This window comes from uncultured Comamonas sp. (genome assembly GCF_964277875.1).
Classification (GTDB): domain Bacteria; phylum Pseudomonadota; class Gammaproteobacteria; order Burkholderiales; family Burkholderiaceae_C; genus Comamonas; species Comamonas sediminis.
In genome coordinates, this window is record NZ_CAXYJV010000035.1 from 31,904 (window position 1) to 54,398 (window position 22,495).

The following is a 22,495-nucleotide window of genomic DNA, read 5'->3' on the forward strand; positions in this document are numbered from 1 at the left end:
ATTTCTCCTCTGAAGGAGTATGAAAACAACCCAAAAGCGCATTGCATGGCAGGAGGTTTGCCCAGGGATTTTGGCAATTTTCTCAGCGGGTGGGACAGTCAAGCAGAGTTGAATTTGCTTATAGACCGGAACTAGTCGCGGTTATATGTTCTTTCAATAAATTAATTTACTGTTTACCAAAGATTCAAAGTACGGTTGTCCTTGTGAATAGTTGTGTTTGTATCAGTAATCAGCGGCACCTGTCCTCGACCCTCGGTGGATAAGGCCTGAGTGGAACTCAGCCTGTTCCGGCGTCTTGGCGCGGTGTACTAGGAGACGCTATGAACCCGATTGGTGCGCAGAGGACACTTCGCCGTCTGTTGTATGGGGGGCTCGCGAGCCTGGCCCTCGTCTGCAGTTTTAACGCTTTGGCGGCCTCTACAGGAGCTGGCCGGGCCTATGGCCTGCAGGTGACCGCCGATGCGGCCGGCGTGGGGCTCGGCGTTCCGATTGCCGACACGGGGCCGCGAACCGCACCACCGGATTTCAATGCGCCCACCTCGGTCCTCAGTGCATCGGTTGCTGCAGGCCTGGGCAATTTGCTGACCGTGCGCACGGGTGTTCTCAACGCTGCCACGCAGAGCAAGCTGGCGCAAAACAGTGTCGTGTCCTCGGCGTCCGTCAATGGCCTGGCCCTCAAGCTCGCCGGGCTGGCACTCGGGGCCGATACCGTCAGCTCGCAAGCGAAGATGTCCTGCGAAAACGGCGTCCTCAAACCAGAGGGGAGTGCGCAGATACTTGGCGCCTCGGGCTCACTGGTGGGTGTCGGTGTGGGGGTCAACACCTCGGTCAATCTGACCATCGGCGTGCCAACCCTCGGGACCATGGTGGGCGTGGTTCTCCACACCAATGAGCAAACACTCAGCAACCAGGGGCGGACGCTGAGCGTCAATGCGCTGCGCGTCGAGCTGGTCGCCACCGCGCTGGGCGCGCATTTGCTTGGCGCATCCGTCGTGGTCGGCAACTCCACGGCCACGATGGCCGACTGCGCGCCGACCGTCACCTTGGCTCCATTGCCGCTGATCACCACCAGCAACCAGTCCTCGGTCGCCGTCAGCGGAAGCTGCAGCGCCGGCAGTGGCAATGTGGCCATCACGTCCACGCCCACAGGTGCCAATCAGTCGCTGCCTTGCTCGGCCACGGGCAGCTATTCCGGTTCGGTGAACACCACCGGGCTGGCCGATGGCCCCGTAACGCTGACGGCATCCCAGTCCCCCGCAGGGCCGGGCAGCGCGGCCAGCCAGTCCACCACCAAGAACACGGCCCCGGTGGTGCAGCCGCCCGTCGTGACGGTCGTCTCTGCGCCACCTATCACCTTGGCCAACCAGGCGTCGTATGGCGTCTCGGGCACCTGCTCGGCCAACGGTGCGGCGGTATCCATCCTGGTGGGCGCAGTGCCCGCATCGGCAACGTGCAACGGCGGCCTTTGGTCGGCCACCGGCCTCAATGTCACAGCCGTGCCGAATGGGCCGGTCACCGTCACGGCCTCGCAAACGGTCAGTGGTTTGCTCGGCTCGGGCAGTTTCTCCACCAGCAAGGACGTCACCGGTGTGCTGCCCGTGGTGGTCGTTACGTCGGCACCGGCCATCACCGCGGCGAACCAGGCCTCCTACACCGTATCGGGCAGCTGCTCGGTGAACGACAGCAACGTCACGGTCCTGATCGACACCGTCACTGCCACCGCGCCCTGTACCGGCAATATCTGGGCTGCCGCAGGCTTGGATGTCAGTGGGTTGCCCAATGGGCCAGTCACGGTCACGGCCTCCCAAACGGCCAACCAGCTGACGGGTTCCGGCAGTCTGGGAACGACCAAGGATTCGGCCGGCGCCATCCCGGTGGTGACCATCGGCCTGGCACCGGCCATCACGCAGGCCAACCAGACTGGCTATACGGTCTCGGGGACCTGCTCGGTCAATGGCAACAGCGTGGCGGTGCTGGTGGGCGCTGTCTCCGCCTCTGCGCTGTGCACCAACGGCAGCTGGGCCACTGCAGGCCTGGATGTCAGCGCCTTGCCCAATGGTGCGGTCACGGTCATGGCTTCGCAGACCGTGGGCGCGCAAACCGGATCCGCGACCCTGGTGACGAGCAAGGACGTGACGGGCACCGTCCCTGTGGTGGCGGTGACCTCGGCCCCCTCGATCACCCCGGCGAATCAGGCGTCCTACACGGTCTCAGGCACCTGTTCGGCCAACAGCACCGGCGTCGCCGTTCTGATCGGCTCCCTCGCTGCCACGGCGACCTGCAATGGAGGCCTCTGGTCGTCGGCAGGCGTCGATGTCAGCAGCTTGCTGGATGGATCGGTCACGGTGACAGCCTCACAGACGGTAGGCAACCAGACAGGGTCGGGCAGCCTCTTGACCACCAAGAACACTGTGGTGGAGGCTCCCGTGGTGACCATTGTTTCGGCACCCGCCATCACCGCACTGAATGAGGCGTCCTATACCGTCTCGGGCACCTGCTCGGCCAATGGCACGCCTGTCGCAGTCCTGGTCGGTTCCGTGGCGGCCTCGGCAGCCTGCACCGGCAGCATCTGGTCCAGTTCGGGCATCGATGTCAGCGGCTTGGCGGATGGACCGGTGTTGGTCACGGCCTCGCAGACCGCCGGTGGTCAAACCGGATCAGGCAGCCTCGTGACCGCCAAGGACACGGCGGGTATTGCCCCCGTGGTGTCCATCAGCTCGGCGCCTGCCATCACGGCAACCAACCAATCCGCCTATACCGTCTCGGGCACCTGCTCGGTCACGGGTTCGCCCCCCGGCTCGAATGTGGCGGTACTGATTGGCTCCATCCCTGCATCGGCGGTGTGCAATGCTGGGCTTTGGACCACCTCGGCGGTGGATGTGGGGACCCTGCCGGATGGCGCGGTCACGGTGACGGCGTCGCAGACCGACAATGGCCTGACCGGATCGGGCACGCTGGTGATCAGCAAGGACACGGCCGGCGTCGCACCTAACGTTGCGGTTACCTCGGCTCCCCCCATCACGATCGCCAACCAGGCGTCCTATATCGTTTCGGGCACCTGCTCGGTCAACGGCAGCACGGTGAACGTTCTGGTGGGTTCCATCGCCGCATTGCCCCTGTGCAGCGGCGGTGCCTGGGCCACTGCAGGCCTGGATGTCAGCAGCTTGCCGGATGGACCTGTCACGATCATGGCCTCCCAGACCGCCGGTACCCAGACGGGATCGGGCAGTGCAGTGACCAGCAAGAGCGCGGCGGGGATCGCCCCCGTGGTGACCATCACCTCGGCCCCTGCAATCACGGCTGCGAATGAGTTGTCCTATACCGTCTCTGGCACCTGCACGGCCAATGGCACGGGCGTTGACGTCGGCATCGGGTCCATAACCGCCTCGGCGCAGTGCAACAGCGGCCTCTGGGTCACCGCAGGCCTCAATGTCAGTGGCTTGCCCAATGGATCCGTCTCGGTGGTTGCTTCGCAGACCTTGGGTGGGCTGACCGGCTCGGGCAGCCTGGTGATTGGCAAGGACTCGGTGGGCATCGCCCCCGTGGTCACCATTACCTCGGCCCCCGCGATCACCGCCGCGAACCAGACTGCCTACACCGTCTCCGGCACCTGCTCGGCATACGGCGCGCTGGTGACGGTGCATGTCGGTGAGGTGGCAGCCGTGCCGTTGCCGGTGTGCAATAGTGGGATCTGGTCCACCGCAGCGATGGATGTCAGCGGCTTGCCGGATGAAGCGGTCCTGGTGACGGCTTCGCAGACCGTGAACGGCCAAACGGGATCGGGCAGCCTGGTGACGGCCAAGGATACGGCCGGTATCGCTCCCGTGGTGACCGTGACCTCGGCACCCGCCATCACGGCTGCCAACCAGTCTGCCTATGTCGCAGCAGGCACCTGCTCGGTGAATGGAACCAACGTGGCCGTACTGGTCGGCGCGGTATCGGCATCGGCGCCTTGCACCAGCAGCGCCTGGTCTACCGCTGCGCTGGATGTCAGTAGCCTGCCCGATGGGTCGGTGACCGTGACGGCCTCGCAGACAGCGGGCGGCCTGACGGGATCAGGCAGTTTGGTCACCAGCAAGGATTTGGCTGGTGCTGCACCTGCGGTGGCGATTGGCTCGGCACCCGCCATCACCGCTGCCAACCAGTCGGCCTATGTCGTATCGGGCAGCTGTTCTGCCAATGGCGCCGATGTGTCGGTTCTGGTGGGCCAGGTCGCTGCGACGGCACCATGCAGCAACGGCGCCTGGACGACCGCCGCGCTGGATGTCAGTGGCTTGCCCACTGGATCGGTGACCGTGCTGGTCTCACAAACGGTCGCCGGCCAAACGGGATCCGCCAGCCTGGTGATCAACAAGGAATCCGGAGGGACCGCACCCGTGGTGAGCATCAGCGCGGCTCCCGAGATCACCGCGGCCAACCAGTCGGCCTACACCGTCTCGGGCACCTGCTCGGTCAACGGTGCGGCCGTGGTGGTCCAGGTGGGCGCCCTGTCAGCCACGGCAACGTGCGGCAGCAACGGTTGGACCACCGCCAGTCTGGATGTCAGTGGCTTGCCTGATGGCTTGGTCACCGTGACCGCGTCGCAGACGGTGGGCGGTGGTACGGGGGCGGCGAGCGTGGTGATTGGCAAGAGCACGGGCGGCGCGGCTCCCGTGGTGACCATTACCTCGGCCCCCATCATCACGCTTGCCAACCAGGCGTCCTATACCGTGGCGGGCAGCTGTTCGGCCAATGGCACGAATGTGGCTGTCCAGGTCGGCAATGTGCCTGCCACTGCGATGTGTGACGGTGGAAGCTGGTCTGCTGCCGGCCTGGATGTCAGCGGATTGGCGGATGGAGCCGTCATCGTGACGGCTACCCAAACGCTGGGTGGCCTGACCGGTTCGGACAGCGTCGAGACCAGCAAGGCCACTGCAGTGGTGGTTCCGGTAGTAGTCATTACATCGGCACCGGCGATCACCGCCGTCAACGCGGCGGCCTATACCGTCTCCGGTACCTGCTCGGTCAACGGCCAGGCAGTGGCTGTGCTGGTCGGCTCGGTAGCTGCCTCGGCGCAGTGCAATGAGGGCCTGTGGGCCGCCGGTCCCGTCGATGCCGGTGGCCTGGCCGATGGTCAGATCACGGTAGAGGCGTCGCAAACTGCCGGTGGCCAGACGGGAACGGTCAGTTTGGTGATCAGCAAGGACACGGCCGGTGTTGCGCCCGCCGTGAGCGTGACCTCGGCACCGGCGATCACCGCAGCGAACCAGTCGGCCTACACCGTCTCGGGTACCTGCTCGGCCACCGGCGAGGCGGTGGCTGTCGAGATCGGCACGGTTCCCGCCTCAGCGCAGTGCAACGCCGGCCTGTGGACGAGCCTGGCTGTGGATGTCAGTGCCTTGCCCGATGGCCCGGTCACGGTGAAGGCCTCGCAAACGCTGGGCGCCCAAACCGGCACGGGCAGCCTGGTGACCACCAAGGACGCGGCCGGCAACGTACCCGTGGTGCGCGTGACGTCGGCACCTGCGATCACATTGGCGAACCAGGCCGCCTATAGCGTCTCGGGCACCTGCTCGGTGGATGGCAGCAGCGTGGCAGTCCTGGTCGGCTCGGTATCGGCATCGGCACAGTGCAATGCTGGCATCTGGTCCTCAGCGGCTGTGGATGTCACTGCGTTGCCCGATGGAGCCGTCACCGTCATGGCCTCGCAGACTGCCAATGGCCAAACGGGATCGGGCAGCTTGGTGACGACCAAGGAAACGGCAGGCGCCGCCCCGGTGGTGACCGTCAATGAGGCACCTGCGATCACCGCAGCCAACCAGGCGTCGTACACCGTCTCGGGCACCTGCTCGGCCGACGGCACGCCGGTCGCGGTGCAGGTCGGTTCGGTGGCTGCAAGCGCCCCATGCGCGGGTAGCACCTGGTCCGCCGCAGGCCTCAATGTCACGGTCCTGCCCGATGGAGCGGTCACCGTGACTGCGGCACAGACCGTCGGCAGTGTGCTGGGCTCGGGGAGCCTGGTCACCTTCAAGGACACGGCTGGCGCCGTGCCGGTGGTAACCGTTACCTCGGCTCCCGCCATCACGGCAGCCAACCAGGCCTCGTATGTGGTCTCGGGCAGCTGCTCGGTCAACAGTGCGGCGGTGGCTGTACAGATCGGCTCGGTGTCGTCATCGGCGCCATGCGCCGGGAACCTCTGGACCATCCCAGCCGTGGATGTCAGTGGTCTGCCGGATGGACCGGTCACGGTGACCGCCGCGCAGACGGTTGGCGCGCTGCAGGGATCGGGCAGCCTGGTGACCAACAAGAGCACAGGCGGCGTCCCACCCGTGGTGACCATTACCGTGGCTGCGGACATCACGGCGGCCAACCAGTCGGCCTATAGCGTCTCGGGCAGTTGTTCGGTCAACGGCACCAATGTGGAGGTGCTGGTCGGTTCGGTGTCCGCATCGGTGCCCTGCACCAGCGGCAGTTGGATGACCGCAGCGTTGAATGTCAGTGGCTTGCAGGACGGCACGGTCACCGTGACCGCTCAGCAAACGGTGGGCGCGCTGGTGGGGTCGGCCAATGTGCAGGTCAACAAGAGCACTGGCGTAGCCACACCCGTGGTGACCATTACGTCGGCACCTGTCATCACCGCAGCCAATGCACCGGCGTACTCCGTCTCGGGCACTTGCTCGGTCAACGGCAGCAATGTGCAGGTGCAGGTCGGCTCGGTGTCTGCAACGGCACCGTGCAATGGTGGCCTCTGGGCGACCGCGGGCATGGACGTCAGCGGTCTGGCGGATGGGCCGGTTGCGGTGACGGCGACCCAAGTGGCTGGTGCCCAGACGGGCACGGGCAGCTTCGCCACCAGCAAGGACACTGCAGGCGTGGCACCGGTGGTGGCGATCACCTCGGCGCCTGTGATCACGGCAGCCAACCAGTCGGCCTATACGGTCTCGGGTACCTGCTCGGCGGATGGCGCCAATGTGGATGTGCTGATAGGCGGCCTCACCGCGTCGGCGGTGTGCAACAGCGGCATCTGGGCGACTGCGGCCATCGATGTCAGCGGCTTGGCCGATGGACCGGTCTCCGTGTCCGCGTCGCAGACGGTGGGTGGCCAGATCGGCTCCAGCGGTTGGACGACCAGCAAGGATTCGGCAGGCGTGGTGCCTGTGGTCGCCATTGGCTTGGCATCTGCGATCACGGCGGCCAACCAGTCCGCCTATAGCGTCTCGGGCACCTGCTCGGCAAATGGCGCCGCTGTCACGGTGCTGATTGGATCTGTCCCGGCATCGGCGCAGTGCACCGCCGGCATCTGGACGAGCGCGGGTGTGGATGTCAGCGGGCTGCCCGATGGCGCAGTCACCGTCATGGCCTCGCAAACCGCTGGTGGCCAAACGGGATCGGGTAGCCTGGTGATCACCAAGAACGCGGCCGGTGCCGCACCGGTGGTGGCCATTACCTCGGCGCCTGCGATCACGGCAAGCAACCAGTCGGCCTATGGCGTATCGGGCACTTGCTCGGCCGATGGTGCCAATGTGACGGTGCTGGTCGGCAGCATTTCGGCGACGGCCGTGTGCAGCGCTGGCGCCTGGTCCATCGCGGGCCTGGACGTCAGCGGCCTGCCCAACGGACCGGTGACGGTGACAGTGGCGCAGACGGCGGGAGGCCAGACGGGCACCGGCAGTATCGTGACGAGCAAGGATGCGGCTGGCGTAGTGCCTGCCGTGGCCGTGACCTCGGCGCCTGCGATCACGGCGGCCAACCAGACTGCCTATACCGTATCGGGCACCTGCTCGGTCGATGGCGCCAATGTCACCGTGCTGGTCGGCACCATCTCTGCGACGGCCCTGTGCAGCGGCGGAGCTTGGTCCACCGCAGGCATCGATGTCAGCGGCTTGCCCGATGGTGCGGTCGCGGTACAGGTGGCGCAGACAGCGGGCGGCCAGACGGGGTCGGGTGGTTTTGTGACCAGCAAGAACTCCAGTGGGGGCACGCCCGTGCTGGCCATCACTTCGGCGCCAGCGATTGCCTTGTCCAACCAGGCGTCCTACACCGTCTCGGGCACTTGCGCGGCCAGCGGCAGCAATGTGACCGTTGTGGTCGGCTCCCTGTCTGTGTCGGTGCCGTGCAGCGGCGGCACCTGGTCCACGCCAGCGCTGGATGTGCGTGGCTTGCCTGATGGTGCGGTCACGGTGACGGCTTCGCAGACGGTGGCTGGTGCGGTGGTCTCTGTTTCCCAGAACCCGGTCAAAGACACCGTGGCGCCCGCAGTCGCGATCGGCACGGCGCCAAGCATCGATACCTCCAACCAGAGCGCCTACCGCCCTGCGGGCAGCTGCACCTCGGGTGACGGCCCCATGACGGTGAAGGTCGGTACCGTCCAGGCTGCAGCGGCCTGCGTCAACGGCAGCTGGACGGCACCGGGCATGGATGTCCGTGGCCTGCCGGATGGCGCGGTTGCCGTGACCGCATCGCAGACGGACCAGGCCGGCAACACGGGCAGCATCACCCGCGAAGTCTCCAAGTCGACGGGCTCTGGCGGCGAGCCGCCCGAGCCTCCGGTGGCCCGGATTGCGCCCCAGAACGGTACCTGGATCATCAGCGATGAGCTCAATGGCGAGCCAGGCCGTGGCATGGGTATCGACATCCAGGACGGCGTGCTGTTCATGCAGGTCTACAACTACCGCCAATCGGGCGAGCCGACCTTCCACACGGCGCTGGGCACCTTGCGCGACAACAAGGTGACCGCTCCGCTGTACTTCTACGAAGGCGGGCGCTTCTTTGGCAGCGAGCAACGCGATGGCCATGCGGCCGGCAGCCCCGGCAATGTGGTGATCACCTTCACCAGCCGCAGCACCGGTACGATCCAGTTCCCCGGCGAGCCGGTGAAGGCCATGCACCGCTTTGACTACGAGAGCACGCCTGCTGGTGTCTTCTCCGATCCGGCCTTTGTCGACCGCTGGGCCATGGTCGAGCTCAACAGCAGCAACCAGCCGGTGCGCAGCTGGTGGGCCGATATCGGCAGCAGCGAACAGGTCTCGATGAGCGAGGACTGGGTGGCTGCAGCGATGGGCTGGCCATACCCACCTACTGTGGCGACGGCGGTCCATGGCTTTGGCGGCACCTTGTCGGGCCGTGTGGTGGCGCAATGCAGCTATGGCGGCCGGGGTCTGGTGTTCAACTGCGCGGGCAACCGTGCGGGGGCTAACGGTGCGCCGGCGATCGCGATGACGATGAAGCGTGGTGTGGACCAGCTCAGCGGCACCGTGAAGGAGGGCGGTGGCGAGACCCGGCGCCTGGTGGGCTTCCGCGTGGCGCGTGCTGCCTACGCCTGGCAGGACAACCAGCGCGTGCGCACCAGCTACTATGCGCCGGGCTACCTGCCCGAGTCGGGGACCTGGGTCGTCAGCAGCGAGTTGCGGGGCCTGCCTGGCCGCGGTATCTCCATCGAGCTGCAAAAGCCGCTGCACCAGGAAGACCACCTGTTGTTCATGTCGGTGTACGACTACCAGAGCGACGGCAAGGCCACCTTCCACAGTGTGCTTGGCGCGCATGACCCATCGACCACGCCCGAGCCCCACACCCCCGATCTGCCCACCGTGCAGTACCAGGGTGGGCGCTACTTTGGTGGCCCGGCTGCGATCGCAGGCTTCAAGGCGGATGCGGGACTGACCCAGTCGATCCACTTCAGCGCGCCGTCGGTGGGAACGCTGGCCTTCCCGGGTGAAGAGCCGGTGCAGATCGAGCGCTTCTACTACGGCCTGAACAAGGGATCGGCCCAGTCGCTGCGCGGGTCCTGGTCGGTGATGTCTGCGACCGACGCGATGCCAAGCCGTATCTTCCGCTTCCAAAAGCGCGATGAGCACTCGGTGATCGATACCGACTCGGGCTACGTCTGTGTCGCAGAAGTGCTGCGCCAGTACAACTTCCACTGCACGGGTCCGTCGGGGTCACCCGCCTTCCGCTTTGTCGCCGGCTTCTACGGCGCCAGTACCGGGATCGTAGGTGACGACGAAGATGCCCCCGCCATCACGGTGGTGCGGGTGACCGACACCAATGGTGAGATGGTGCAGGCGGGCGACTGAGCGCAGAGGCCACCGCTGGCCTGGCAAGGCGCAGCGGTGGCTTCCGAGCCGGGTGGCGGTCGCGGTAATGGCGAGGGTGTGCGGGGGCGCCTGGCTGACGCGATGTTGCAAAATCGGCATTGAATCTATGCCAGTATGTAACCGCTGCTGTAAGCCGGCGCCTTGATTTGACGGTGGAAGGCGCTGTCAGACATGTCAGGCGCCGCAGGCTGGAGACGGCTCCAGCGCCTGTTTTCCCTCTCCCCGTACTGTCACCGTGACTGCGATGCAAACCGATGCTGCAGGCAATACCGGCAGTGCCAGCCGCGCGACCAGCAAGCAGAGCACGGCCGCTGTAGTGACCGTGGTGGTCGCGCCCCGCATCAACAGTGGCAACCAGGCCAGTTATGGCGGTGTCTCCGGTGCCTGCAGCGCCTCTGGCGGTGCGGTGACCGTGGCGATCGGCAGTGTCAACAGCACGGCTGCCTGCAACGCCGGCACCTGGGTGACGAGCGGTGTGGACGTGCGCAGCCTGCCAGAGGGCACGGTGGTCGTGAAAGCCTCGCAGACCGTCGCTGGCACCGTCATCTCCGGCTCGCTCAACACGGTCAAGGACACGACGGCACCGGCGGTCTCGATCAGCACCGCGCCGACCATCGACACCTCGAACCAGAACGCTTACAGCCCTTCGGGTACCTGCACCACCGGTGATGGCCTGGTTACCGTGAGTGTCGGGGTGATCAAGGTGACGGTGGCCTGTGTCAACGGGACATGGACGGCACCGGGCATGCAGGTGGGTGCGTTGCCCAAGGGGTCTGTCACGGTCACCGCTTCGCAGACCGATGATGCTGGCAATACCGGTAGCAGCACGCGCGAAGTGAACAAGACCTCGGACCCCAGCGGCGAGTTGCCCACCACGCTGATTGCCGCGCAGAGCGGGACCTGGATCATCAGCGATGAACTCAATGGCGAGCCAGGGCGTGGCATGGGCATCGACATCCAGGATGGCGTGCTGTTCATGCAGGTCTACAACTACCGCCAATCAGGTGCGCCGACCTTCCACACCGCACTGGGCACCTTGCACGACAACACGGTGACCGCGCCGCTGTACTTCTATGAAGGCGGGCGCTTCTTTGGCAGCGAGCAACGCGATGGCCATGAAGCGGGCAGCCCGGGTAATGTGGTGATCACGTTCACCAGCCGCAGCAGGGGCACGATCCAGTTCCCCGGCGAGCCAGTCAAGGCCATGCAGCGCTACGACTATGAGGGCACGCCAGCCGGCGTCTTCTCCGACCCGGCCTTTGTCGATCGCTGGGCCATGGTCGAGTTCAACAGCAACAACCAGCCGGTGCGCAGCTGGTGGGCTGACATTGGCAGCAGCGAGCAGGTCGCGATGAGCGAAGCGCTGACCACTGCCGCGATCACCTGGCCCTATCCGCCAACCGCCGCAACCACCGTGCACGGCTTTGGCGGGACCTTGAGCGGCCATGTGCTGGCACAGTGCAGCTATGGTGGCTCGGGGCTGGTCTTCAACTGCGCAGGCAATCGCGCAGGGGGCGCGGGTAGTGGTGGCCCCGTGGCGCTGACCTTGCAGCGCGGTGTCGACCAGCTGAGCGGCACCGTGCGCGAAGGTGGCGACGAGGCGCGGCGCCTGGTGGGCTTCCGCGTGGCGCGCGCCGCCTACACCCGGCAGAACAACCAGAATGTGCGCACCAGCTACTACGCGCCGGGCTATGCCCCAGAATCGGGCACCTGGGTCGTCAGCAGCGAGTTGCGCGGTCTGCCTGGGCGCGGTATTTCGATCGAGCTGCAAAAGCCCGCGAACGCTGAGGACCATATGCTGTTCATGTCGGTGTACAACTACGAGAGCGATGGCCAGGCGACCTTCCACAGCCTGCTGGGCGCGCACGATGCCTCCACCACACCGGAGCCCAACACGCCTGATCTGCCGACCGTACAGTACCAGGGCGGGCGCTACTTTGGCGGCCCGGCAGCGGTGGCGCGCTTCAAGGCGGATGCGGGACTGACCAAGTCGATCCATTTCAGCGCGCCATCGGTGGGCACCGTGGCCTTCCCCGGTGAGCAACCTGTGCAGATCGAGCGCTTCTACTACGGCGTCAACAAGGGCTCGGCCCAGTCGCTGCGCGGCTCGTGGGTGCTGCTGTCGGCCAGTACGGCGATACCCAGCCGCATCTTCCGCTTCCAGACCCGTGACGCCAACTCGGTGATCGACACGGACTCGGGCTATGTCTGTGTCGCCGAAGTGCTGCGCCAGTACAACTTCCGCTGCACAGGCCCTGCGGGCGCACCGGCCTTCCGCTTTGTTGCGGGCTTCTACGGCGCCAGCACCGGCATTGTGGGAGACGCGGAGGATGCACCGGTTATCACCGTGGTGCGGGTGACCGACACCAACGGCGAGATGGTGCAGGCGGGCGACTGAGGCCGAGGGCGCCACCGCAGGCCTGGCAAGGCACAGCGGTGGCTTCCGACCCTCCAGCACCGGGCCCCAGGCCGGAACTGGTAAAATGCCTGAGCGCAAGGCACCACAGAGCAACGGTTTCGCAGAAATATCCTGCAAACCGTTGTTTTTTATTGCCTATGCCCCAGACGCTGGCCGGGCAATGCGAAGCATGTCGGCAGCGAAGGAGACCGTTTCGCATCCCCCGCTTTTGGTGGCGCGGGGATCGGGCGCCAGCCAGCAGGCATCCTGCTGGCTTTTTCTTCGTCTGAGATCGACAAACCGGGCACAATGTCCGATATTGTGGATATTGCGCCGCTCGGGTGGGTGGCGCATGGAGAGTTGCCAGCCCGGCCCGCTGCAGGTGGGGGGCTGGCGGCTTGTGCAGAGCGATGCGGCGTGCCGTGTCATCAGGCGTGGGGTTGGCCAGCGCAAGCGGACAGCCCCCATTTAGGAAGGTACAGAACATGCCCAGTTACAACCCACCCTTTGAGATCCATGTCCACGGACAAGTGCTGCTGCGTGCCGATGTCGGCTTTGACCAGCTGCAAGAGGCCTTGAAACCGCTGTGGGGCTACGCGGGCGCCAAGTCGCTGGTCGATGGCGCGGAGAGCGCTTATGAGGAAGAGCCCGGCATTCTGTTCGAGCCCAAGGACCATGTGCTGCAGATGTGCTGGACCGTGCGTGGCGACGATGATTTCCGCCAGTCGCTGGACGACATGTGCATGAACCTCAACGAACTGGCCGACCAGGGCGCAGCGATCGAGGTCACCTTCTACGACGCCGAGTTCGATGACGAGGAGCAGGACCGCAGCGCCGAGTCGCGCGATGACTTCATGATGCTGTTTGTCGGTCCGACACCGGCGGCCATCATGCAGGTGCAGCGCGACATGCTGGTGCAGGATGTGGTCAGCACGATGGAGCGCCACTTCGATGCCGGCGAGCTCGTCGGTGTGGTGGGCGAGATCGACAAGCTGTTCAGCCAGCGCTTTGATGCGCTGGTCGATTCGCTGGAGATCGGCAAGCCACCCCGTGGCACCGGTGGCCCCGGCGGCGGCCATGGCGGCGGCGGACGCCGCCCGCGCCACCTGCATTGACCATCGGCTGCGCTGCCCACAGCGCAGCGCTTCCCGTGTTTCACCCCAAGGCAGCCGCTGTGCTGCCTTTGTTATTGGCCTTGCCCCTCATGTCCAGCCCCGTCCTGCTTCCCTATCTGCAGTCCTACCCCGCCAGCTTGCAGCAGCAGGCGGGCAGCCTGGTGCAATCGGGCAAGCTGGGCCAGTGGCTGCTGCAGCGCCATCCGCAGCCGCACCAGATGCGCTCGGACAAGGCCTTGCATGCCTATGTAATGGGCCTCAAGGGCGAGCACATGCGCAACAGCGCGGCGCTGGCCAAGGTGGTGTATGACAGCAAGCTGCAACTGGTCTACCAGGCGCTGGGCATCCATGTGCGTACCGGCAAAAACCATGGCGGCAAGACCCAGTCGCGCCATGAGATCCGCATTGGCAGCCTGTTCAAGCATGCGCCCGAGGCCTTTTTGCGGATGATCGCCGTGCATGAGCTTGCGCACCTGCGCGAGTCCGACCACAACAAGGCCTTCTACCAGCTATGCGAGTACATGGAGCCGTCCTACCACCAGCTGGAACTGGAGGTGCGGCTGTACCTGACCTGGCTGGACCAGGGCGGCCACCGGCTGTGGCAGGTAGCGGCTGATGTGGCGGACGGTGCCCGCTGATCAGTCAGCGGCCCGGCACACCTGTGGCGGCAGACCCAGCCACTGGCCGGCGGCATACTGCAAGGCGGCCAGCTCTCCGGTGGTCAACAGGCTGAAGGCCTCATCGGCACCAGGTGCCTGCGCCGGCTTGCGCAGCATGCCGGTGGCATGCAGCAGGCTATAGGTGCGGCGGGCCACCGGCGTGGCCGTGTCCATCAGCTGCACCTGGTCGCCCACCAGCGCGCGCAGGGTATCGGCAGCAAATAGGTAGTGGGTGCAGCCCAGCACCAGGGTGTCGATCTGGCCAGGCTGGGTGCCAAAGGCGCCCATGGCGGCCAGGTAGGTCTGGCACAGGCTCTGGATATGCGCGGCATCGGCCGCCGCACCGCGCCCGGGCCGGGTGCTGTCTTCAATCGCGCGCGCCAGTCCGTTGCAGGCCTGCACCACAAAGCGGGTTTGCGTGGCATGCGCAGCCTGCAGGGTGGCAAAGCGGCTGCTGGTGACGGTGCCCTGGGTGGCGATCACGCCCACCACATGCGTCTGGCTGTACTGAGCGGCGGGTTTGAGGGCGGGCTCCACACCGATGATCGGTAGGCCAGGGTGCTGCTCGCGCAGGCCCTCGATGGCCGCTGCGGTCGCCGTGTTGCAGGCAATCACCAGCGCCTTGATGCCATGGCGCTCGCGCATCTGCTGCGTGATGTGGGCGCAGCGCTGCTGCACAAAGGCGTCACCTCGCTCGCCGTAAGGGGCATTGCCACTGTCGGCCACATAGACGAACTGCTCATCGGGCAGCACATCGCGCAGCGCGCGCAGCACGCTCAGGCCGCCGATACCGCTGTCAAAAACACCAATGGGGGAGAGGGGGCTGGGCATGGAGGCGTGCACGGTGAGGGCTCTGGAAAAAGAAGCGGGCGCCGTGATTGTAGGCAGGCTGCAGCTTTTATGCACCGGCCGCCGCCAGCAGCATCATGCAGGTGCAGACAATACTGGTGAGCCAGACCCCCATGGCCACGCCCAGCACATGGGGCCAGCGCGGCAGGCCCGGCCGCCAGCGCTGCAGCAGGCAATGCGCGGGCGTGATCAGCAAGGCCTGCAAAAAGCTCGCCGAGATGAGGATGGGCCAGAGGCTGTCGCCCTGGATGGCATCGAGCAGCGCGCCATCGCCGGCCCAGACAAAGAGCTGCTCGGCAGGCGCATAGCTGGCAAAGCCCGGCAGCCCCAGCGTGGCAAAGGACAGCGCAAGGCCGCCCAGGCTCCACAGCAGGGGCGTGCGCTGGGCCTGGGTCCATCGCCAAAGTCGCTGTAAATAAGACATCTCGGTATTGTGCCCATGAACGGTTGCCGCAGCTTGACAGCCCGCGCCCTGGCGGCGTTTGACCGCATCGATGCCCCAGGTTTTTTGGCAGGAATTTCCCCTTATGGCCAGCACAGCCTTGGGCGGCGGTGTATAAATTTGCCCTGTCAATCTGGGCTTTGCCCGGCATTGTTGCCAGCAGCGACCGCTGCTGCCCAACCAACAACTAGGAAAACGCAGCCATGGGCGCGCAATGGAAAGCAAAGGGCAAGGCGCTGGTCGCTGATGCCAAGGGAAAACTCTTTGGCAAACTGGTCAAGGAAATCACGGTCGCGGCACGTTTGGGCGGGGGTGACCCGGCCAGCAATTCGCGTCTGCGCATGGCTGTGGAAGCAGCCCGCAAGGCGTCGATGCCCAAGGACACGTTGGAGCGTGCGATCAAGAAGGGTTCGGGCGCTGGCGCCGATGCGGTCAACTACTCGACCGTGTTGTTCGAGGGCTATGCGCCGCACCGCGTGCCGGTGATGGTCGAGTGCCTGACCGACAACCCCAACCGCACGGCACCCAATATGCGCGTGTGCTTCCGCAAGGGCCAACTGACCGCCGTGGCCTGGGACTTCGACCATGTGGGCATGGTGGAAGGCGAAGCTGAGAACGGCGCCGATGTGGAACTGGCTGCCATTGAAGCAGGTGCGCAGGATTTCGAGCCGGCCGAAGAAGAGGGCGTGACCCTGTTCATCACCGAGCCCTCGGACCTGGACACCGTCAGCAAGGCCTTGCCCGAGCAGGGCATCAAGGTGCTGTCGGCCAAGCTGGGCTACAAGGCCAAGAACCCCGTCAGCATGGGCAGCCTGCCCGCCGAGGCGCAGGAAGAGGTGCAAGCCTTCCTGGCCGGCCTGGAAAATGACGACGATGTGCAGAACATCTACGTGGGCCTGGTGGACTGATCACAGTCTGTGCCAACACTCCTGGAACGGCCGCGCAGGCCGTTTTTTTATGGGCGCTTGTGAGACGGTCGTAGGCAGTTTGCGCTTCTTCATCATCTGCCCATTGACACGCCGGGCCAGATATGCCGAAATTCGCTTGCGCTGGTCGTCGGCGCAGTTTAGATAAGAGCCCATACCATGAAAAAACTCATCGTCCTCGCCAGCATCGCGCTGGCATCCCAGTTTGCGCTGGCAGCCGACAAGACCCCCACGGCCCAGCAGCAGCTGATGGGCACCTGCAACACCGAGGCCAAGACCAAGGAGCTCAAGGGCGATCAACGCAAGGCGTTCATGTCCAGCTGCCTGTCTGACGGCCGCAAGCGCCAGCAGGAACGCATGAAGACCTGCAATGTGGAGGCTACCGGCAAGAAGGGCGATGAGCGCAAGGCCTTCATGAGCGAGTGCCTGAAGAAGTAAGCCATTGTCCGCTCCGGCGCTGATGCGCGGGGTCTGCCCAAGCGGCAAGAAAAAACGCCAAGCATGCACAGATGCTTGGCGTTTTGCGTTGTGGGCCCCAAGGCACCACGGCTCGCTACACGAGCCGCTTAGAAGCGGTGGCGAATGCCGACGCCAAAGCTGGTGCCGTTGCCAAAGTCCTTGACCTTGTCGTACATCACGATGGCGTAGCCGTCGGTGCGCTTGGAGAAGTCGTAGTTGTAGCCGACGGAGACGGTGTCACGCTTGGCATTGCTGTCTTGCAGCTTGCTGTGCGCCCAACCGGCGAGGATGCGGCTGGTGGCGCCCAGCGGTACGGTGGCACCCAGGCTGGCGGTCTTGATCTTGAAGTCGGTGTCCTTGCCGGTCGTCTGGCCATAGGTCGCATAGGCCTTCACAAAACCGGCGTCATAGCTGCTGCCCAGCATCCAGTTGCGGTGGTTCTCGGCCAGCACGGCGGGCACGGGGTTGCTCAGGTCCACGTCTTCATAGAAGCCGGTGATGGCAAAAGGACCGTTGGCATAGGTGGCGTTCACACCGATGTTGTTCTTGCCGCCCTGGCCGGCCTGTTCACCAAACTGGTAGTGCAGGTTGCCGCTGAAGCCGCCGACCTTGGGCGTGCTGTAGATCACCTGGTTGCTCCAGCCGGTGTCCGAGGGGTTGCTGCTCTGCCAGCCGCTCTTGTTGAACAGCGACACGTTTTGGTGCAGCACCAGCGGCGAGAAGGTGAAGGAATCACCAAAGGGGTTCATCGAGATCGATGGCACGAAGTTGGGCGCCACGGTGCGGCCCAGGGTCACGGCACCAAAATCGCCGGACAGCGACACCAGCGCATCGCGCGACCAGAAGACGTCGCCATTGAAGCGGCCGGGCGTGCCGGTGTCGGCGCGCATGAAGCTGGTCAGCAGGAAGCTGGCCTTGAGGCCGCCGCCCAGGTCTTCGGTGCCCTTGAAGCCGAACCAGGAGGTGGTCATGCCACCGCTGCCCAAGGTAGAGGTGCGGCCGTCATCGCCGGGAGCTTTCATCGAGCCGATATACATATCGACCAGGCCGGTGGCGGTCACCGACGATTGGGCCTGCGCCGCGGAGGCGCAGACGGCCATCACGGCCAGGGCGAGCAGTTTGTTGTTCATGGCAGTCCTTTGTTACAAGCGTGTGAATTTGTGATAGCGGTGAATTGTGAAGTCAGTGCCGACCTCCCTGAGCAATATGTGTGCCAAAGGCGGAAAAAAGCGCTGGTAAAGACCCGAGGTGTGGCGTGCACGCCGCATATCGGGCCTATATGGTTTTCGAATAGGTAGTGCCGCCGGTCGTTGGCTAGTGCGATGGCGAGCGGCGGAGGGCGGGTTTTTCTGGACTGCGTGGGAAGAGCATTGATGTAGCTCAATGTGCGGCTGCGCCATTCGCGGCAAAGTGCGGGCCATGCCTGACTTACTCTGCCTGGATGAATTTGCCCCGATCAGCGCCGGCGCGGGTGCCTTGCTGCGTCAGCGCCACCAGCAATTGGTGGATGTGCTGTACCTGGAGCAAGGCTCGGTCGCCTTTGGTGTGCAGGAAGAGGGGCGCATGCGCCACCTGCTGGGCGTGATGGAGGGCCCCTGCTGGCTGGACGCCGCCCCTGCATTGGCGGGCCAGCCCTGCGCGGTGGACATGGTGGCGCAGACCGCCGTGCAATGGCGGGCGGTGCCGGTGACACAACTGCGCGGCTCCCTGCTGCAATGGCCGGCAGAGGCCCAGGGCCTGGTGGCCAGCATGGCCCAGGGCTACTGCCAGCAGGCGGCGCTGGCGGTCAGCCGGGTGGCGCAGGATGCGGTGGCGCGCTGCGCCGAGTGGCTGCTGCTGCATGCCGAGCCCGCCGACAAGGGCTTGCGGGTGCAACTGGGGCAGTCCAAGCGCCAGATCGCTGCACATCTGGGCATTGCGCCCGAGACGCTCTCGCGCGTGTTGCGCCAGCTGCGCGACCAGGGCCTGCTCGACGGCCTGGGCAAGAATCTGTGGCTGCCGCAGCCCGAGTCGCTGCGCCAGCTGGCCAAGGCCTAGTTCAAGCCATCTCCCCAACGCTGGCACCGCATTGGCTGGCCGGCCGCGCCCAGCCTTGTCGCAGGCGTGTGCTGCCTGCGGTGCTCCGTCTTCACCGCTAGCCTCGCCGGGTCCGGCTGCGGCAGCGGGGCTTCACCCGCTCCCTGTGTAACCCGGGTTTCCTCCGTCCGGTCTTTTCCCGATACCGGCGCAGGAGCTAAACAGCGAACATGTGCGCAGCTGAAAGGAGGCGCCACATGCCAGAGTCTGTTATTTGCCATTGCCGGGTTCTGGTTTCCGCCATCGTGGTGGCCAGGTAGCGCGGCATGGATGGCCGGCAGGTGCATTGGCAGCCCGATCCTCCCCCTGCGGCAGAAGGCCTGCGCGAGACGGCCGGACCCTGGCTGTGGCGGCTCTGGGTGGTGGTGCCGTTGATGGTGCTGCTGGGCACGGCGCTGGTGCAGTGGCTGGCGATCCACGCGAGCCAGCAGACCGTCATTACCCAGCTCTCGGCCCAGCAGGCCGATGAGACCGAGATGCTCGCCAGGCTGATGGGCAGCAAGCTCGAGCAAAGCCAGAAGGTGCTCGGCACCCTCGCCGAAGCTGCCGCACCCTGGGTGCAGGGTCCGGCGTCCCAGCCGCCGCCGCTGCTGGACCAGGGCGGCACGGCCACCCGCTACTTCGACAGCCTGGTGTTTGCGCGCGGCGCCGAAGTGGTCAGGCGCCAGGTGCGCGACGCGGGCCAGGGCGACGAGGCGGTGGAGCCTGCAGAGCGCGACGTGCTGCGCCGGGTCATCGTCGATGGCAAACCCCTCGTGTCCGAGCCCTTCAGAAGTGCCTCCGGCGGGCCCAGCATTGCGCTGGGCATTCCGCTGCGCGACAAGCAGGGCGCCGTGCAGGGGGCGATGGCCGGCGTGCTGCGCCTGCAGTCTCAAAGCCTGCTGCCGGTGTCGCTGGCGATCACACCGCCCGACAGCGGACAGCTGGTGCTGATGACGGCCAGCGGTGTGCTCATCTCCCACCCGGACCCGACCCGCGTACTGGGCCCGGCCGACAGCGACAGTCTGCTGGCGCAAGCGCTGCAGCTGTGGCGCGAGCGCACGGCCAACGGCGGCGCACTGACCGCCCATTCCTGGTGGCTGGCGCCGCATGTCGTCAGCGTGGCGCAGATGCCTGCGGCCCGCTGGCTGGTGGTGCGCGTGATGCCGCATGACCAGAGTCTGCAAAGCTGGGGGCGGCAGTGGCGCAGCTGGTGGTGGTTGCTGCTGCTGCCGGTGGCGCTGGCGGCACTGACCTGGCTGTGGCTGTGGGGACATAGCCGGCGCTTCAAGCAGCTGGTCGCCCAGACGCCGCTGCCCGTGGCGCCTGCGCCGGTACTGGCGCTCGCCTCCGGGCCCGTGGATGCCTCGGACTCGGCAAGCGGTCCGCTGCCGGACGAGATTGACCGCATGGGCATGCACCTGCATGAGCTGGGTCAGCAGCGCGACTCGCTGTCCGAGCAGTTGCGCCAGCAGCAGCAGCTGGCCGAGAGCGTGCTCGCATATGCGCGATTTTCCTTTTTGCTGCTGCAGGGAGACCAGATCCAGCAGGTGTCGCAGGCGCTGGCCCATCTGCTGGGCTACAGCCGCCAGGATCTGCAAGGCCAGCCGGTGCGCATGCTGGCGATGGCCGACCAGGACTTTGACCTGGCCTGGGAGCAGCTGGCACCGGATCTGGAGCGTCTGGGCAGTGCCGAGACCAGCGTGGTGCTGCGCCACCAGTCAGGGGCGCCGGTCATGGTCAGCCTGCATCTGGTGAACATTGCCGAGGCAGGACCGGAATTGCGCTGGTGCTTTGTGCGCGCCGGCCAGGCCCGGGTGGCCGCGCAGTCGCCCAGCCGCATGGACAAGCTGACCCTGCTGCCCAACTACGATGCCTTGCTGCTGCACCTGACGGCCCTGCTGCAGGCGCGGCGCCAGGGACTCGATGAGTCGTCCCCGAGCGCGCCGGTGCTGTTCTATGTGAATGTCGACAACATGTCGGCCATCAATACCCTGGCCGGCCATGCCCAGGGCGACCTGGTGCTCCAGCATGTGGCACGCCAGCTGCAGCTGCTGCAACCCTTCCAGGGCTATGCGGCACGCGTGGCAGGCGACAAGTTCGCACTGGTGCTGCGCCAGTGCAGCCGTGAAAAGGCGCATGAGCTGGCTGCCCAGCTGTGCGACACCTTGCAGAACTGGGAGCCCCAGCTGCGCAGCAAGCACTTTGTCGTCACCGTCAGCATCGGGCTGCTGCAGATCGATGCCTCGTTTGCCGATGCGCTGCAGGCGGTGCGCGCGGCCGACATGGCCAGCTACAGCGCCAAACGCCAGGGCGGCAACCGCGCCTGCTGGCGCGAGGCCAAGGCAGCCTGAAGGGAAGGGCTGCGTGGGCGGGACACTGAGGGGCTGTCGCCACAGCTTGGGGTAACAACCGGGATGGCTGGCCGGCCTCGGCTGATAAGCTTGAATGTCCACATTTCGAGAATGTATCGATGATCTCGCCACACGGCAGTGTAGAGATCCTGCACACGTTCCCCACACCCGCATGCGCGACCAAGCCCTGTTTGACAAGATTGACCTGCACCTGATCCGGGTGCTGCACACGGTGCTGACCGAGCGCAGCGTTTCGCGGGCGGCCTTGCGGCTGGGCATGTACCAGCCGGCGGTGTCTGCCGCGCTCAAGCGGTTGCGCGATCTGGCCGGCGATCCGTTGCTGGTGCGCTCGGGTGCGGCGATGATGCCCACCGACAAGGGCCAGCGCATGGTCGAGCCCGCTGCTGCGATCCTGCGCGCGGCCGAAGGCCTGTTCAGTGATGCACGTGATTTTGACCCGCAGACGGCGACCCGCACTTTTCGCATTGCAGCGAGTGATTACTTCGATCCGCTGTTTCTGCCGGCGCTGGTGGCGCGCATCAAGGCAGAAGCGCCGCTGTGCGTGGTCGAGATCTACCCGCTGTCGCCTGAGACGCACTACCACGCCCAGCTCGCCAATGGCGACATCGACGTGGTGGTGGGCAACTGGTTGCAGCCTACCGGAGACCTGCACATGACCAGCCTGATGAGCGACGAGGTGGTGAGCCTCGTGAGCCGCCGCCATCCAGCAGTGCGGCGCGGCTGGGATGTGCAGGCCTGGCTGCAGGCCGAGCACATTGCACCGACGGCGACCCACCCCGGCGCGCGCGGCATCATCGACGCCCGGCTGGATGCGCTGGGCGTGGAGCGGCGCATCATGGCGCGCTGCGCCCATTTCAGTGCGATCCCGGCGATGGTGGCATCGAGCTTGCTTGTGCTGACCACGGGACGCCAGTTCTGCGAGCGCTTTGCCGACAAGCATGCGCTGGCGATCCTGGAGTGCCCACTGGCGCTGCCGCCGCTCGACTACTACCTGCTCTGGCATGCGCGCAGCCATGCCTCCGAGGCGGCCATCTGGCTGCGCAGCTGCCTGAAAAAAACCGCTCTGGCGCTGCGAAGCCCGGTGGCCTATTCGCCGTGAGTGAGTGCATCTTCGCGTTTTATCCCGCGCTCGGGTAACAATTTG

12 protein-coding genes are annotated in these 22,495 nt (G+C 65.7%); 9 read left to right on the top strand and 3 right to left on the bottom strand.

Going from position 1 to position 22,495, the window contains the following annotated elements; translation table 11 throughout:
- The first annotated feature begins 320 nt into the window (after positions 1 to 320).
- The 4 genes from ACHWUQ_RS12740 to ACHWUQ_RS12755 all read left to right on the top strand — a co-directional run bounded on the left by ACHWUQ_RS12740 (position 321) and on the right by ACHWUQ_RS12755 (position 14,224).
- Entirely contained in the window at positions 321 to 10,052 is a 9,732-nt protein-coding gene (locus ACHWUQ_RS12740) for a hypothetical protein (protein ID WP_394681363.1), read from the top strand.
- Positions 10,053 to 10,308: 256 nt separating this feature from the next.
- The gene (locus ACHWUQ_RS12745) at positions 10,309 to 12,471 is read left to right on the top strand and encodes a hypothetical protein (RefSeq protein ID WP_394681364.1); all 2,163 of its coding nucleotides are present in this window, start codon (positions 10,309 to 10,311) and stop codon (positions 12,469 to 12,471) included.
- Positions 12,472 to 12,956: 485 nt separating this feature from the next.
- On the top strand, positions 12,957 to 13,586 hold the full coding sequence (locus ACHWUQ_RS12750) for a DUF6806 family protein (RefSeq protein ID WP_239809080.1): 630 nt from the start codon (positions 12,957 to 12,959) through the stop codon (positions 13,584 to 13,586).
- 89 nt (positions 13,587 to 13,675) lie between these two features.
- Complete coding sequence (locus ACHWUQ_RS12755) at positions 13,676 to 14,224, top strand: YgjP-like metallopeptidase domain-containing protein (protein WP_394681365.1); 549 nt, start codon at positions 13,676 to 13,678, stop codon at positions 14,222 to 14,224.
- On the opposite strand, the gene murI is transcribed toward ACHWUQ_RS12755, so the two are convergent.
- Positions 14,225 to 15,076, bottom strand: coding sequence for a glutamate racemase (murI, locus tag ACHWUQ_RS12760; protein WP_394681386.1), 852 nt, complete (start codon positions 15,074 to 15,076; stop codon positions 14,225 to 14,227).
- 67 nt (positions 15,077 to 15,143) lie between these two features.
- Positions 15,144 to 15,518 (bottom strand): hypothetical protein, encoded by a 375-nt coding sequence (locus tag ACHWUQ_RS12765; protein WP_394681366.1) that lies wholly within the window; start codon positions 15,516 to 15,518, stop codon positions 15,144 to 15,146.
- 221 nt (positions 15,519 to 15,739) lie between these two features.
- On the opposite strand from ACHWUQ_RS12765, the gene ACHWUQ_RS12770 reads away from it, so the two are divergent.
- Entirely contained in the window at positions 15,740 to 16,444 is a 705-nt protein-coding gene (locus tag ACHWUQ_RS12770) for a YebC/PmpR family DNA-binding transcriptional regulator (RefSeq protein WP_239809076.1), read from the top strand.
- Positions 16,445 to 16,621: 177 nt separating this feature from the next.
- Positions 16,622 to 16,900 carry a PsiF family protein gene (locus ACHWUQ_RS12775; RefSeq protein ID WP_312461494.1) on the top strand — a complete coding sequence of 93 codons (279 nt, stop codon included), beginning with the start codon at positions 16,622 to 16,624 and terminating at the stop codon, positions 16,898 to 16,900.
- Between the two features lie 128 nt (positions 16,901 to 17,028).
- Here ACHWUQ_RS12775 and ACHWUQ_RS12780 read toward each other — a convergent pair whose 3' ends face one another.
- The gene (locus ACHWUQ_RS12780) at positions 17,029 to 18,051 is read right to left on the bottom strand and encodes a porin (RefSeq protein WP_394681367.1); all 1,023 of its coding nucleotides are present in this window, start codon (positions 18,049 to 18,051) and stop codon (positions 17,029 to 17,031) included.
- 289 nt (positions 18,052 to 18,340) lie between these two features.
- Between ACHWUQ_RS12780 and ACHWUQ_RS12785 the strand changes: the two genes are divergently transcribed.
- The 3 genes from ACHWUQ_RS12785 (at position 18,341) to ACHWUQ_RS12795 (ending at position 22,450) form a co-directional block, all read left to right on the top strand.
- On the top strand, positions 18,341 to 18,958 hold the full coding sequence (locus ACHWUQ_RS12785; RefSeq protein WP_239809074.1) for a Crp/Fnr family transcriptional regulator: 618 nt from the start codon (positions 18,341 to 18,343) through the stop codon (positions 18,956 to 18,958).
- Positions 18,959 to 19,263: 305 nt separating this feature from the next.
- Positions 19,264 to 21,330 carry a diguanylate cyclase domain-containing protein gene (locus tag ACHWUQ_RS12790; protein WP_312835413.1) on the top strand — a complete coding sequence of 689 codons (2,067 nt, stop codon included), beginning with the start codon at positions 19,264 to 19,266 and terminating at the stop codon, positions 21,328 to 21,330.
- Between the two features lie 172 nt (positions 21,331 to 21,502).
- Complete coding sequence (locus ACHWUQ_RS12795) at positions 21,503 to 22,450, top strand: LysR family transcriptional regulator (protein WP_312413399.1); 948 nt, start codon at positions 21,503 to 21,505, stop codon at positions 22,448 to 22,450.
- The last annotated feature ends 45 nt before the right edge of the window (positions 22,451 to 22,495 follow it).

Coding starts and splice junctions, on each gene's coding strand:
- ACHWUQ_RS12740 (WP_394681363.1), top strand. CDS start 321: ATGAACCCGATTGGTGCGCAGAGGACACTTCGCCGTCTGTTGTATGGG.
- ACHWUQ_RS12750 (WP_239809080.1), top strand. CDS start 12,957: ATGCCCAGTTACAACCCACCCTTTGAGATCCATGTCCACGGACAAGTG.
- ACHWUQ_RS12755 (WP_394681365.1), top strand. CDS start 13,676: ATGTCCAGCCCCGTCCTGCTTCCCTATCTGCAGTCCTACCCCGCCAGC.
- murI (WP_394681386.1), bottom strand. CDS start 15,076: ATGCCCAGCCCCCTCTCCCCCATTGGTGTTTTTGACAGCGGTATCGGC.
- ACHWUQ_RS12765 (WP_394681366.1), bottom strand. CDS start 15,518: ATGTCTTATTTACAGCGACTTTGGCGATGGACCCAGGCCCAGCGCACG.
- ACHWUQ_RS12770 (WP_239809076.1), top strand. CDS start 15,740: ATGGGCGCGCAATGGAAAGCAAAGGGCAAGGCGCTGGTCGCTGATGCC.
- ACHWUQ_RS12775 (WP_312461494.1), top strand. CDS start 16,622: ATGAAAAAACTCATCGTCCTCGCCAGCATCGCGCTGGCATCCCAGTTT.
- ACHWUQ_RS12780 (WP_394681367.1), bottom strand. CDS start 18,051: ATGAACAACAAACTGCTCGCCCTGGCCGTGATGGCCGTCTGCGCCTCC.
- ACHWUQ_RS12785 (WP_239809074.1), top strand. CDS start 18,341: ATGCCTGACTTACTCTGCCTGGATGAATTTGCCCCGATCAGCGCCGGC.
- ACHWUQ_RS12790 (WP_312835413.1), top strand. CDS start 19,264: ATGGATGGCCGGCAGGTGCATTGGCAGCCCGATCCTCCCCCTGCGGCA.
- ACHWUQ_RS12795 (WP_312413399.1), top strand. CDS start 21,503: ATGCGCGACCAAGCCCTGTTTGACAAGATTGACCTGCACCTGATCCGG.